12 protein-coding genes are annotated in these 12,528 nt (G+C 61.7%); 7 read left to right on the plus strand and 5 right to left on the minus strand.

Going from position 1 to position 12,528, the window contains the following annotated elements:
* The first annotated feature begins 29 nt into the window (after positions 1-29).
* Genes JN524_RS23165 through JN524_RS23175 form a run of 3 tightly spaced genes read left to right on the plus strand, consistent with a single transcriptional unit; the run spans position 30 to position 3,672 of the window.
* Positions 30-1,838 carry a sensor histidine kinase gene (locus JN524_RS23165; RefSeq protein WP_027611227.1) on the plus strand — a complete coding sequence of 603 codons (1,809 nt, stop codon included), beginning with the start codon at positions 30-32 and terminating at the stop codon, positions 1,836-1,838.
* Entirely contained in the window at positions 1,835-3,220 is a 1,386-nt protein-coding gene (locus JN524_RS23170; RefSeq protein ID WP_097086920.1) for a sigma-54-dependent transcriptional regulator, read from the plus strand. The genes JN524_RS23165 and JN524_RS23170 overlap by 4 nt, the downstream gene beginning before the upstream one ends.
* Positions 3,217-3,672: a YiiD C-terminal domain-containing protein gene (locus JN524_RS23175; protein ID WP_202370841.1), complete on the plus strand. Its 456-nt coding sequence runs from the start codon at positions 3,217-3,219 to the stop codon at positions 3,670-3,672. The genes JN524_RS23170 and JN524_RS23175 overlap by 4 nt, the downstream gene beginning before the upstream one ends.
* 85 nt (positions 3,673-3,757) lie before the next feature.
* On the opposite strand, the gene cysQ is transcribed toward JN524_RS23175, so the two are convergent.
* On the minus strand, positions 3,758-4,591 hold the full coding sequence (gene cysQ, locus JN524_RS23180) for a 3'(2'),5'-bisphosphate nucleotidase CysQ (protein WP_202370928.1): 834 nt from the start codon (positions 4,589-4,591) through the stop codon (positions 3,758-3,760).
* A gap of 5 nt (positions 4,592-4,596) precedes the next feature.
* The gene (nudE, locus tag JN524_RS23185) at positions 4,597-5,163 is read right to left on the minus strand and encodes an ADP compounds hydrolase NudE (RefSeq protein WP_047600934.1); all 567 of its coding nucleotides are present in this window, start codon (positions 5,161-5,163) and stop codon (positions 4,597-4,599) included.
* 88 nt (positions 5,164-5,251) lie between these two features.
* Here nudE and yrfG point away from each other — a divergent pair, with 88 nt between their 5' ends.
* Positions 5,252-5,914 carry a GMP/IMP nucleotidase gene (gene yrfG / locus JN524_RS23190; protein ID WP_202370842.1) on the plus strand — a complete coding sequence of 221 codons (663 nt, stop codon included), beginning with the start codon at positions 5,252-5,254 and terminating at the stop codon, positions 5,912-5,914.
* A gap of 102 nt (positions 5,915-6,016) precedes the next feature.
* Here the strand turns inward: yrfG and lysM are convergent, their stop codons facing one another.
* Complete coding sequence (gene lysM, locus JN524_RS23195) at positions 6,017-6,457, minus strand: peptidoglycan-binding protein LysM (protein WP_027611221.1); 441 nt, start codon at positions 6,455-6,457, stop codon at positions 6,017-6,019.
* Positions 6,458-6,645: 188 nt separating this feature from the next.
* Between lysM and fdhD the strand changes: the two genes are divergently transcribed.
* From fdhD to JN524_RS23210, 3 genes are all read left to right on the plus strand, one after another.
* Positions 6,646-7,485, plus strand: a complete 840-nt coding sequence (gene fdhD / locus JN524_RS23200; protein WP_027611220.1) for a formate dehydrogenase accessory sulfurtransferase FdhD — start codon at positions 6,646-6,648, stop codon at positions 7,483-7,485.
* Positions 7,482-9,830: an FdhF/YdeP family oxidoreductase gene (locus JN524_RS23205; protein WP_202370843.1), complete on the plus strand. Its 2,349-nt coding sequence runs from the start codon at positions 7,482-7,484 to the stop codon at positions 9,828-9,830. Before fdhD ends, JN524_RS23205 begins: the two co-directional genes overlap by 4 nt.
* A 347-nt stretch (positions 9,831-10,177) precedes the next feature.
* On the plus strand, positions 10,178-10,657 hold the full coding sequence (locus tag JN524_RS23210; protein ID WP_027611218.1) for a glycine zipper domain-containing protein: 480 nt from the start codon (positions 10,178-10,180) through the stop codon (positions 10,655-10,657).
* 64 nt (positions 10,658-10,721) lie between these two features.
* Here the strand turns inward: JN524_RS23210 and JN524_RS23215 are convergent, their stop codons facing one another.
* Positions 10,722-11,153 (minus strand): acyl-CoA thioesterase, encoded by a 432-nt coding sequence (locus JN524_RS23215; protein WP_202370844.1) that lies wholly within the window; start codon positions 11,151-11,153, stop codon positions 10,722-10,724.
* 31 nt (positions 11,154-11,184) lie between these two features.
* Complete coding sequence (locus JN524_RS23220) at positions 11,185-12,408, minus strand: 3-hydroxyacyl-CoA dehydrogenase (RefSeq protein WP_202370845.1); 1,224 nt, start codon at positions 12,406-12,408, stop codon at positions 11,185-11,187.
* Positions 12,409-12,528: the final 120 nt, after the last annotated feature.

Raw genomic sequence — 12,528 nt, forward strand, 5'->3', positions numbered from 1 at the left:
GCGCCTGTTCACTCAGGCGCATCCGGCTCATGAAACCTACCCTTCCCCGCAGACCCCGCTGGCGCAGCCTCGCCCTGCTGGCCCTGTGTCTGGCACCGCTGCTGTGGCCGCTGGAGCATCTGGCCGAACGTTATTACCGCAGCGAACTGGCCGGGCAAAACCGCCAGACCCTCGACCTCTACGTCGCCAACCTGCTGGGCACCCTGCACCGTTATGAAGTGTTGCCGCAGATTCTCGGCGACCTGCCGGCCCTGCGCGCCGTGCTCGGGGCGCCGGACGACGGCGTCACCCAGGGCAATGCCAATCGCCTGCTGAAAAACATTGCCGCACAGACTGGCGCCGAAGTCATGTACCTGATGGACACCAGCGGCCAGACCCTGGCGGCGTCGAACTGGGACAAACATGACAGCTTCGTCGGGCGCAATTTCGCTTTCCGTCCGTATTTCAGCGAAGCCATGGCCGGACGTCTGGGGCGTTTCTTCGGCCTCGGCACCACTTCGGCCAAACGCGGTTATTTCTTCGCCGCGGCAGTGCGCAACGGCGAAAAAATCATTGGTGTGCTGGTGATCAAAGTCGATCTCGACCACACCGAAAGCCTGTGGGGCAAAACCCCGGAACAACTGCTGGTGACCGACCACAACGGCGTGGTGATTCTCACCTCGCGCCCGGAATGGCGCTTTCGTTCAACCCGCATTTTGAGCGACACCGAGCGCTCGGCGATCACCGCCATCCTGCCCTATCCGACCCGCGAGCCACGTCCACTGAACCTCAGCGACAGCGCCTGGCTGACCCAAACTGTCGATATCGCCGAAACCGGCTGGAGCGTCAGTATCCTCGCTCCGCGCACGCTGATCGACCGTCCGGTGCGCACCGTGGTCGCGATCGGCGGCGCCACGCTGTTGGTGGTGATGCTGTTGCTCGGGCTGATGATGCAGCGCCGTCGGCATTATCTGGAACGCATCGCCTTTGAAGCCAAGGCCCGGCGTGAACTGGAAGGTCGGGTGGCCGAGCGGACCAGCGATCTGGAAGGCCTCAACCGCCGCCTCAAGCAGGAAGTGCTGGAGCGCGAACAGGCCCAGCAGGAACTGGTGCGCGCCCAGGACGATCTGGTCCAGGCCGGCAAACTCTCGGCGCTGGGCACGATGTCGGCGAGTATCAGCCACGAACTCAATCAGCCGCTGGCGGCGATTCGCAGTTACGCGGAAAACGCCGAAGTACTGCTCGATCATCAACGCACCGACGATGCTCGCGGCAACCTCAAACTGATCAGCGAACTGACCGGGCGCATGGCCTCGATCATCGCCCACCTGCGTGCCTTCGCCCGCCGCGACCGCCACGCCCCGGAAAGCGTCGCCCTGCAACCGGCGCTGGACGATGCGCTGGCGTTGCTGGCCAAACGGCGCCGCAGCATGGAAGTCGAGCTGATCCGCGACCTGCCCGCCGCCACGCTGTGGGTCGAGGCCGGGGAGACCCGTTTGCGTCAGGTGCTCGGCAATCTGCTGGCCAACGCGCTCGATGCGCTGACCGAAAAAGGCCCACCGCGCAAACTGTGGCTGAGTGCCGAATCCACCGCCGAGGGCGTCAATCTGTACATTCGCGACAACGGTCCGGGTTTCTGCATGGAAGCCCTCGGCCGCGCCAGCGAGCCCTTCTACACCACCAAGACCCGCACTCAGGGCCTTGGCCTGGGGCTGGCCATCTGTGAAACCCTGATGCGCGCCTTCGGCGGTGAACTGTCGTTCGCCAACCACAAGCAAGGTGGCGCCTTGATCACCCTGCGGCTGCGCGCCGGTGCGCCCGGGGTCAGCCTGCAACCGTCCGAGGATCGAAGTGCATGACCATCGACAATCGCATTCAGGTGGTGTTGATCGACGACGATCCGCACCTGCGTCAGGCCCTCGGCCAGACCCTGGACCTGGCCGGGCTGAAAATCCTTCCGCTGTCCGAAGCCAAAGGTCTGGCCGGGCAACTGGAGCGTGACTGGCCCGGCGTGGTGGTCAGCGACATCCGCATGCCGGGCATGGACGGCCTGGAGCTATTAAGCGAATTGCACGCTCAGGATCCGGAGCTGCCCGTGCTGCTGATCACCGGCCACGGCGACGTGCCGTTGGCGGTGCAGGCGATGCGTGCCGGCGCCTATGACTTTCTGGAGAAACCGTTCGCCAGCGACGCGCTGCTCGACAGCGTGCGCCGCGCCCTGGCTCTGCGCCGGCTGGTGCTGGACAACCGCAGCCTGCGCCTGGCCCTGAGCGATCGCAACGAACTGAGCGCACGCCTGGTCGGCCACTCGGCGCCGATGCTGCGCCTGCGCGAGCAGATCGGCGCGCTGGCGGCGACCAAGGCGGATGTGTTGATCCTCGGTGAAACCGGCGCTGGCAAAGAGGTCGTGGCCCGTGCGCTGCACGATTTGTCGAGCCGGCGCAACGGCCCGTTCGTAGCGATCAACGCCGGCGCGCTGGCCGAATCGGTGGTCGAAAGTGAGCTGTTCGGGCATGAGCCGGGCGCGTTTACCGGCGCGCAGAAACGCCGGATCGGCAAGTTCGAATTCGCCAACGGCGGCACGCTGTTCCTCGATGAAATCGAAAGCATGAGCATGGACGTGCAGGTGAAACTGCTGCGCATGCTGCAAGAGCGCGTGGTCGAACGCCTGGGTGGCAATCAGTTGATCCCGCTGGACATCCGCGTCATCGCCGCGACCAAGGAAGACCTGCGTCAGGCCGCCGATCAAGGGCGCTTCCGCGCCGACTTGTATTACCGCCTGAACGTCGCACCGCTGCGCATTCCGCCACTGCGCGAACGCGGCGAGGACGCGCTGGTGCTGTTCCAGCATTACGCCGATGAAGCCAGCGCCCGACATGGCTTGCCACCGCATGAACTGCAGCCGGCGCAACGCGCCTTGCTGTTGCGCCACACCTGGCCGGGCAATGTGCGCGAACTGCAGAACGCTGCCGAGCGCTTCGCCCTCGGTCTGGAACTGGCGCTGGATAACAGTGGAAACGAAGGCGGCGGCACCAGCGTGGAAGTCATCAGTGGTGGCCTGAGCGAGCAAGTGGAAAACTTCGAGAAGTCGTTGATTGCCGCCGAGCTGGCGCGCTCGCACAGTTCGGTGCGCAGCCTCGCCGAAGCCCTGGGGATTCCGCGCAAGACCCTGCACGACAAACTGCGCAAGCACGGCTTGAATTTCGCCGACAGTAACGCCCATGGAGACGAAGCCGAATGAGCCGCGACAGTCACTATCTGGAATCGGTACTGCATCACGACATTCCCCTGACCCGCGAGATGGGCCTCAAGATCCTCGCCTGGCACGAGCAGCAGTTAAGCCTGCACTTGCCGCTGGAGCCGAACGTCAATCACAAGAGCACCATGTTCGGCGGCAGTCTCTACTGCGGCGCAGTGCTGGCGGGCTGGGGCTGGCTGCATTTGCGCCTGAAGGAAGAAGGCATCGACGACGGGCACATCGTGATTCAGGAAGGCCAGATCAGCTATCCGCTGCCCGTGACCGGTGATGCCACAGCGATTTGTCCGCCACCGGAAGCGGCGGTCTGGAAGAAGTTTCTGGCGATGTATCAGCGTTATGGGCGGGCACGATTGACGCTCAACACGCGGATCGTCAACGCCGGGAGTGATGAGAATGCAGTGACGTTCAGCGGCCAGTACGTTCTGCACCGCTGAAGCAAAAGATCGCAGCCTTCGGCAGCTCCTACAGGGGGATGCGAAATCCTCTGTAGGAGCTGCCGCAGGCTGCGATCTTTTGATCTCATGAGCGAGCCAGCTCCAACAGTCTTGAACGCCACGCCGCCTTCGCCGGCAACGCCAGAAAGAACTCATTGAGCAGCGATTCCCGCGCCGGATAACAGAACGCTTCGCCCTGCAGATCCAACACTTCGCCGCCAGCACCTTCGAGCACGCCCTGCGCCGCCGCGGTGTCCCACTGCGAAGTTGGCGCCAATCGCGGATAACAATCCGCCGCCCCTTCAGCCAACAGACAAAACTTCAACGAACTGCCGATGTTTGCCAGTTGCAACTCGCCCAGGCTGGCGCTCAGACCGGCAAGCAGCCGCTCTTGCTCCGGACTCGAGTGCCGACGGCTCGCCACCACGGTGAACGCTTCACCGGGCGCGAGCACGTCACGCACCTGAATCGCCACCGGCGAACCACCTTTGTCCCCACGCCACGCGCCGAGACCGGCACCGCCGACATAGAAGCGGCCATTGGTCGGCATCGTCACCACGCCAAACACCACCCGACCGTTTTCGATCAGGGCGATGTTGACGGTGAACTCTTCACTGCCGCTGATGAACTCCTTGGTGCCATCCAGCGGATCCACCAGCCACCAACGCTGCCACCCGGCGCGCACGCTCTGCGGGATGTTGGCGTCTTCCTCGGACAGAATCGGAATACTGGAGTCCAGCGCGGTCAGCCCGGCGACGATGACGTGGTGCGCGGCCATGTCCGCTGCGGTCACCGGTGAATCATCGGACTTGGCGGTGACCTCCACGCCAGACCGCCAGAACGGCAGAATCGCCTCGCCAGCCTGCAATGCCAGCTCAACCACCGGCGCCATCAACGGATGGGGAAACTTCATCGACATCTCACTCATGACTGAAAGAACCCGCGCTGTGTCAGCAGATCACGCGCCAGATACAGCGCCGCCAGGGCACGGCCTTCGGTAAATTGCGGGTTTTGCGCCAGCGCCGCCAGTTCACGCAGGTTGACCTTGTCGACCCGCATCGGCTCGGGCTCGTCGCCCTCCAGACGCTCCTCGTAGAGGTCGGTGGCCAATACCACCTGGATCTTCTGGCTCATGTAACCGGGCGACAGCGACAACTCGGTCAGATGTTCCAACTGGCGCGCGCCGAAACCGGCCTCTTCCTTGAGCTCGCGCTCGGCCGCTGCCAGCACATCTTCACCCGGCTCGATCAGGCCTTTGGGCAGGGACAGTTCGTATTCGTCGGTGCCGCCGCAGTATTCCTCGACCAGCACCGCGTGCTCGCTGTCGAGCATCGCCACAATCATCACCGCGCCATAACCCGCGCCTTTGCCGACCAGACGCTCGTAAGTGCGTTCCACGCCATTGGAAAAACGCAGCTTCAGTTCTTCGACGCAAAACAGACGACTGGTGGCGACGATCTCGCGGGCGAGTACAGTGGGTTTCTGGCGCATGCAAAGCTCCTTGGCGTGAACGCGCTACTATAACGCGGCTTTCCCGATTGTTTGTGTCGGATATCTTTCTACCGCTCGAGACGTTGCCATGCCTTCTTTACCGTGGTCTGACATCGATACCGTCCTGCTGGACATGGACGGTACGTTGCTGGATCTGCACTTCGACAACCATTTCTGGCTGGAACACCTGCCGCAACGCTACGCCGAACTGCACGGGGTGAGCCGGGCCATGGCCGAGATGGAATTGCAGCCGCTGTTCGAGCGCCATGCCGGCCAGCTGCAATGGTACTGCCTGGATTTCTGGAGTGCCGAGCTGAAACTGTCGGTGCGTGAACTCAAACTGGAAACCGCGCACCTGATCGCGCTGCGCCCGGATGCCGACACCTTTCTGCAGGCGATCAAAAATGCCGGCAAACGGGTGATCATGATCACCAACGCGCACCGCGATTCACTGTCGTTGAAACTGGAACGGATCGAACTGGCGCCGTACTTCGAGCGGCTGATCAGCTCGCACGATTACGGTTTCCCCAAAGAGAATCCGCAGTTCTGGGATGCCTTGCAGGCGGATATCGATTTTGATCCGGCACGCAGTCTGTTCATCGACGATACGTTGCCGATTCTGCGTAGTGCGCGGGAATTTGGTGTGACGCATTTGTTGGCGGTGAAAGAGCCGGACAGCCGCAAAGGGCCGAAGGACACGGCTGAGTTTGCGGCAGTTGAAGACTACCGCGATTTGATTCGGGGCCTCTGATTTCCTGCAGGAGCTGCCGAAGGCTGCGATCTTTTGACTTTGATTGTTTAAAAAACACGATCAAAAGATCGCAGCCTTCGGCAGCTCCTACAGGGTGTTGTGTTACTCCGGGATACGCAGGGTCTGGCCCGGGTAGATTTTGTTTACATCCTTGAGCATTGGTTTGTTGGCCTCAAAGATCTTGTTGTACTGATTGGCGTTGCCATACACCGCGAGGGAAATCGCACTGAGGGTGTCGCCTTTTTTCACCACGACAAAACGTGCGGCAGCCACAACCGGCCCGGTCACGGTGATCTGATCATCAACACTGCCCACGCCTTCGATGTTACCCACCGCCAGCAGAATTTTTTCCTTCTCCTCCTGACTTGCAACTTCACCGGTGACCGTCACCTTGTCGCCGTCCACGGTTGCCTGAACATTCGGGTTGCCCAACCCGACCTTGCTGATATGTTCCTTCAACTGTTCGCTGGCATTGGCATTACCCGGGGTCAGCAGGTCGATCAGCTTTTCACCGGCTTCTTTCACAAAGCTCAACAGACTCATAGCGCACACTCCTTGATTTGGATTCCAGACGTCAAAGCCTAGACCACACCAGACCAACCCGGTTCCGGGCCGACCAATGACCCGGCAGCCGCTTGATCGACGCCATCTATCAATAGATCGACAGTACCGATTAGACGCGACAAGTTGCCGCGCCTAGTCTTAGCGTTGATCAATCCGTCGGTGATGCCATGAACGCCAAGCGCCCAACTTGCGCGGCGCCTGCACTCGAAACGCCCGCGCCCGCCGCCAGCCAGACCTACAGCTACAGCGATCTGCCCCTTGTGGAATCGGCCAGCACCGCGCTCGCCGAGGAAGTCGCGTTGGCGATCGCCTACAACGGTATCAGTCAGGCGGTGATGCTGGTGACGCCGACGGATCTGGAAGATTTCATCGTCGGTTTCAGCCTCGGCAGCGGCATCATCGAAGACGCCAGCGACATTTATGACCTGCAACTGACCGGCGCAGGCTCCGCGCAATACGCGCAAGTGACTATCGCCAACCGCGCGTTCTGGAACCTCAAGCAGCAGCGCCGACAACTGGCCGGCACCAGCGGTTGCGGTCTGTGCGGCGTTGAAGCCGTCGAGCAAGCCTTGCCCGATCTGAACGTCCTGCCCGGTGCACCGTTACCGCCTGCCGCATGGCTCGACGGCCTGCGCCAGCGCATCGGCGCGTTCCAGCCGCTTGGTCAGCACTGCGGCGCGGTTCACGCGGCGGTGTTCATGAACGCCAGCGGTGAATTGCTGCTGGGCCGTGAAGACATCGGCCGGCACAACGCCCTCGACAAACTGATTGGCGGGCTGATCCGCCAGAAGATTTCCACCGAAGGGGGCCTGGCGATTGTCACCAGCCGTTGCAGTCTCGAATTGATCCAGAAAGTTTTACGCGCCGGCATCCAGACTCTGGTCAGCCTGTCCGCGCCCACGGGCCTTGCCGTGCAATGGGCCCGTCGCCACAACCTCAATCTCATCCACCTGCCGCAGAAGAATGCGCCGCGGGTCTACAGCCCAGCGATGGAGAATCAAGCGTGAGCCAACATCATCAAGCCGACCAGAAACCTGTCCCGCGCTATAAACCTTACAAAGGTGCAGCCGGCGGCTGGGGTGCCCTGATCAGTGTGGCCCAGGCCTGGTTGACCAGCGACAACGCGTTGAAAAACCTGCGCATGATGCTCAAGACCAACCAGAACGGCGGCTTCGACTGCCCGGGCTGCGCCTGGGGCGATTCGCCGGAGAGCGGCATGGTCAAGTTCTGCGAGAACGGCGCCAAAGCGGTGAACTGGGAAGCGACGAAACGCCGGGTGGACGGCAAGTTTTTCGCCAAACACAGCGTCACTTCGTTGCTGGAGCAGAGCGACTACTGGCTTGAATACCAGGGCCGCCTGACCGAGCCGATGGTCTACGACGCCGAGACCGACCGCTACAAACCCATCGCCTGGGACGATGCCTTTGCAATGATCGGCAAACACCTGCAAGCGCTGTCGAGTCCGGATCAAGCCGAGTTCTACACCTCGGGCCGTGCCAGCAATGAAGCGGCGTACCTTTATCAGCTGTTCGTGCGCGCCTACGGCACCAACAACTTCCCGGACTGCTCGAACATGTGCCACGAGGCCAGCGGTGTGGCGTTGGCGCAGAGCGTTGGCGTCGGCAAAGGCACCGTGACTTTCGACGACTTCGAACACGCCGACGCGATTTTCGTCTGGGGCCAGAACCCCGGCACCAACCATCCCCGGATGCTCGAACCCCTGCGTGAAGCGGTGAAGCGCGGCGCGCAAGTAGTGTGCATCAACCCGCTGAAAGAACGTGGCCTGGAACGTTTCCAGCACCCGCAGCACCCGATCGAAATGCTCACCAACGGCGACAAGCCGACCAACACCGCGTACTTCCGTCCGGCACTGGGCGGCGACATGGCGGTGCTGCGCGGCATGGCCAAGTTCCTCCTGCAGTGGGAGCGCGATGCGCAGAAGGCCGGTGAGCCTGCGGTGTTCGATCACGACTTCCTCAATGCCCACAGCACCAACGTGCTGGAGTATCTCGGCGTGGTCGATGACACGCCTTGGGAGCAAATCGTCGCGCAGTCCGGCCTGAACCTGGTCGAGATCGAGCAAGCGGCGCGCATGTACGCCAAAGGCAAGAACGTGATCATGTGCTGGGCAATGGGCATCACCCAGCATCGCCACTCGGTGCCGACCATCCAGGAAATCGCCAACCTGATGCTGCTGCGCGGCAACGTCGGCAAACCCGGCGCCGGCCTGTGTCCAGTGCGCGGTCACAGTAACGTGCAGGGCGACCGCACCATGGGCATCAACGAGCGTCCGCCGGTGGCGTTCCTCGATTCTCTCGAGCGGCGCTTCCAGTTCAAGGTACCGCGTGACAACGGGCACAACGTGGTCGAGGCGATCCACGCCATGGCCGAGGGCCGCGCCAAGGTCTTCATCGGTCTGGGCGGTAACTTCGCCCAGGCCACACCGGACAGCCCGCGCACCTTCGCGGCGCTGAGCAACTGCGACCTCACGGTGCAGATCAGCACCAAGCTCAACCGCAGCCATCTGGCCCATGGTAAGGACGCACTTATCCTGCCGTGTCTGGGCCGTACCGACATCGATATCCAGGCCGAAGGCCCGCAAGCGGTCACCGTGGAAGACTCGTTCAGCATGGTTCACGCGTCCAACGGCCAGTTGCAGCCATTGTCGAACCAGATGCGCTCGGAACCGGCGATCATCGCCGGCATCGCCGCCGCCACGCTGGGCAGCAAACCAGTGGACTGGAACTGGCTGGTGGCCGATTACCGGCGCATCCGCGACCTGATCGCCGACACCATTCCGGGCTTCAAGGACTTCAACGAGAAGGTCAAGAACCCGGGCGGTTTCTACCTCGGCAACAGTGCCGGTGCACGCAAGTGGAACACCCCGTCGGGCCGGGCCAATTTCCGCGCGAACATGCTGCCCAAGGACTTGGTGCATGAACGTACCCGTGCCACCGGGCAACTGCCGGATCTGATCCTGCAATCGATGCGCTCCCACGATCAGTACAACACCACGATCTATGGCCTCGACGACCGTTACCGTGGGGTCAAGGGCCAGCGCGATGTGTTGTTCGCCAACGAGGCCGACATCATTCGTCTGGGCTTCCGCCCGGGGCAGAAGGCCGACATCGTGTCGATCTGGGACGATGGCCGTGAGCGTCGAGTGAAGGGCTTTACCTTGCTGGCGTTTGATATTCCTGCGGGGCAAGCGGCGGCTTATTACCCGGAAGTGAATCCGCTGGTGCCGCTGGAAAGCACCGGGGATGGCAGTCATACGCCGACGTCGAAGTTCATTGCGATCCGGCTGGAGGCAGCAAGCGAGACTGGGTTGATCATGGCCAAGTCTGCTTGAACACGCTGCCCTGTGGCGAGGGAGCTTGCTCCCGCTGGAGGCCGCAGGGCTCCCTCCGTTTTGCATTTTTTTGGGGCCGCTTCGCGGCCCAGCGGGAGCAAGCTCCCTCGCCACAAGATTTGTGTCGAATCTCTGTCCTGAAGCTTTCATACGCCCACAAAAAAGGCCGCTTTTTCTCAAAAGCGGCCTGTCCGAAGTAGCTAAAGACCGGCGAAAATCGCTTAAGTTCCGCATACAAAACAGCAACTTGCATAATTGTATACAAGTCGTGTTATTCGTCGGATTTCGATTGTCAGCCCTGTTACACAGCCTCAGGATCGGCGCCGTCATCCCTTTGAGGCTCCTCTATGAAGTTCTCCTCGATTCTCTTGTTGTCCCTTGGCCTGGTCAGTGGCTTCGCTTCTGCCGGAGGCACCACCGAAGCAGGTGTGGGCGGCGCATTGGGCGGGGTTCTTGGCTCGGTCGTCGGTCAGTCTTTAGGCGGCAGCACAGGTTCAACCATTGGCGCAGCCCTGGGCGGCGCGGGTGGTAGCGCGGTCGGCGCCAACAAACACAGCCGTGGCGAAGCGGCCATTGGCGGTGCGTTGGGCGCAGCCGGCGGTAACGTGGTCGGCCGCAGCATGGGCGGCACCACCGGCAGCCTGATCGGCGCCGCAGCAGGTGGCGGCGCCGGTGGCGCGCTGGGCAACTACATGGGTAACCAGAGCAATGACGAGGGTCGTCATTACGATCGCGGCCGTGACGACCGTCGCTACTATCGCGACCGTCACCCTGGCCGTGGCCACGCTTATGGCCACCGCAAGCATCACCGCTACTATCGCGACTAATCCGTTGCGTTAAGCGCGAAAGCAAAAATCGCAGCCCAAGGGCTGCGATTTTTTTTGCTCTGGTTCAAACCACTAGACGCTCCAGCGCGTCACGCAATCTGCCTGGAATCGGCACCGGCTGATTGCTCGTCCGGTCCACGAATACATGGACAAAACGCCCCGCCGCACACGCCTCGCTTTCACCGACCTTGAACACCGCCAGTTCATATTGCACCGAACTGTTACCCAGCTTGCCGACCCGCAGACCGATCTCGATCAGGTCCGGGAACGCGATCGAGGCGAAATAATCGCAAGATGAACTCACGACAAAACCCACCACCTCGCCGTCGTGGATATCCAGGCCACCGACCTGAATCAGGTAAGTGTTCACGGCAGTATCGAAAAAGCTGTAGTAGGTGACGTTGTTGACGTGGCCATAAGCATCGTTGTCGTGCCAGCGGGTGGTGATCGGCTGGAAATGCGGGTAATCGGCGCGTTGCGCCATGGTGCTGGACATCGGTATCGACTCCTTGAGTTATCTGTCCAGTCTAAAGGTAAAAACCTTTGCCTCGCGCCGCCAGCTCGCCAATCAGTGGCGCCGGCCGCCATTGATCGCCCTGTCGCGTCTCCAGCGCCAGCAAGCGCTTGTGAATGTCCGCCAGCCCCTGATCGTCCGCCCAGGCCATCGGGCCGCCTCTGTCCGCCGGGAAGCCGTAGCCATTGAGGTACACCTGATCGATGTCGTGCGCCGATTCGGCAATGCCTTCCTGCAGAATTTTCGCGCCCTCGTTGACCAGCGCCAGAAGGCAGCGTTCGAGGATTTCCTCGGACCCAATCTCGCGGCGCTGAAAGCCCAGGCCTTCGCTGACGCTCAATATCAGCGCATCGACCTCGGGATCATGCTCGGCTTGACGACTGCCCGGCTCGTAGTGGTAGTAACCGTTGCCGGACTTCTGTCCGAAGCGGCCCATCTCGCACAAGCGATTATCCACCTGTACCTCCGGCGCATCCTGGCCCTTGCCGGCCAATTCGCGCGCACGCCATTCCAGATCAATGCCGACCACGTCGTACATGCGAAACGGCCCCATGGCGAAACCGAAGCCCTGCAATGCCGCATCGACCTGCTGTGGATAAGCGCCTTCGAGCAGCATCTTGCGCGCCTCCAGCACATACGGATGCAACATGCGATTGCCGATAAAACCGTGGCAGTTGCCCGACACCACACTGACCTTGCCCATGCGCTTGCCCAGCGCCAGCGCCGCTTCCAGTGCGGCTGGCGACGTCTGCGCCCCGCGGACGATTTCCAGCAGCTTCATGATGTGCGCCGGGCTGAAGAAATGCAGACCGAGCACTTGCGATGGACGTTTTGTTGCAGCCGCAATCGCGTCAATATCCAGCGCCGAGGTGTTACTCGCCAACAACGCCTCAGGCTTGAGCAGGCCATCCAGCTCGCGAAAGATCTTCTGCTTGAGCTCAAGGTTTTCGTACACCGCTTCGATCACCAGATCGACATTGCGGATCGCTGCGTAATCCGCCGCCACGCTGACCCGCGCGACACGCGCGTCCGCCTCGGCCTGATCGATCCGTCCCTGGCGCACGTTGTGGGCATAAGTGTCGGCCACCGTGCCCAGCGCCTGTTCGAGCATCTGTGGATTGTTATCGACCCACTGCACGGCAATGCCGGCATTGGCCAGGCACATGACAATACCGCGGCCCATGGTGCCCGCGCCGATCACGGCAGCTTGCTGAATATCGAAGGATGTCTGGCTCATGTTGTTCTCTTGTTGGCGATCCGAAGACAGCCTTCACCATAGTCAGGCACCGGGCGTTTTTGAAGTTTATTACCGTGATGAGCGACATTCAGCGCATGGATAAACCCCAATCGCCCTGAG

It is taken from the genome of Pseudomonas sp. MWU318 (assembly GCF_016756945.1).
In the GTDB taxonomy this organism is placed as follows: Bacteria; Pseudomonadota; Gammaproteobacteria; order Pseudomonadales; family Pseudomonadaceae; genus Aquipseudomonas; species Aquipseudomonas putida_A.

Coding starts and splice junctions, on each gene's coding strand:
- fdhD (WP_027611220.1), top strand. CDS start 6,646: ATGAACGCCAAGCGCCCAACTTGCGCGGCGCCTGCACTCGAAACGCCC.
- JN524_RS23165 (WP_027611227.1), top strand. CDS start 30: ATGAAACCTACCCTTCCCCGCAGACCCCGCTGGCGCAGCCTCGCCCTG.
- cysQ (WP_202370928.1), bottom strand. CDS start 4,591: ATGTCGATGAAGTTTCCCCATCCGTTGATGGCGCCGGTGGTTGAGCTG.
- JN524_RS23210 (WP_027611218.1), top strand. CDS start 10,178: ATGAAGTTCTCCTCGATTCTCTTGTTGTCCCTTGGCCTGGTCAGTGGC.
- nudE (WP_047600934.1), bottom strand. CDS start 5,163: ATGCGCCAGAAACCCACTGTACTCGCCCGCGAGATCGTCGCCACCAGT.
- yrfG (WP_202370842.1), top strand. CDS start 5,252: ATGCCTTCTTTACCGTGGTCTGACATCGATACCGTCCTGCTGGACATG.
- JN524_RS23220 (WP_202370845.1), bottom strand. CDS start 12,408: ATGAGCCAGACATCCTTCGATATTCAGCAAGCTGCCGTGATCGGCGCG.
- JN524_RS23170 (WP_097086920.1), top strand. CDS start 1,835: ATGACCATCGACAATCGCATTCAGGTGGTGTTGATCGACGACGATCCG.
- JN524_RS23175 (WP_202370841.1), top strand. CDS start 3,217: ATGAGCCGCGACAGTCACTATCTGGAATCGGTACTGCATCACGACATT.
- JN524_RS23215 (WP_202370844.1), bottom strand. CDS start 11,153: ATGTCCAGCACCATGGCGCAACGCGCCGATTACCCGCATTTCCAGCCG.
- lysM (WP_027611221.1), bottom strand. CDS start 6,457: ATGAGTCTGTTGAGCTTTGTGAAAGAAGCCGGTGAAAAGCTGATCGAC.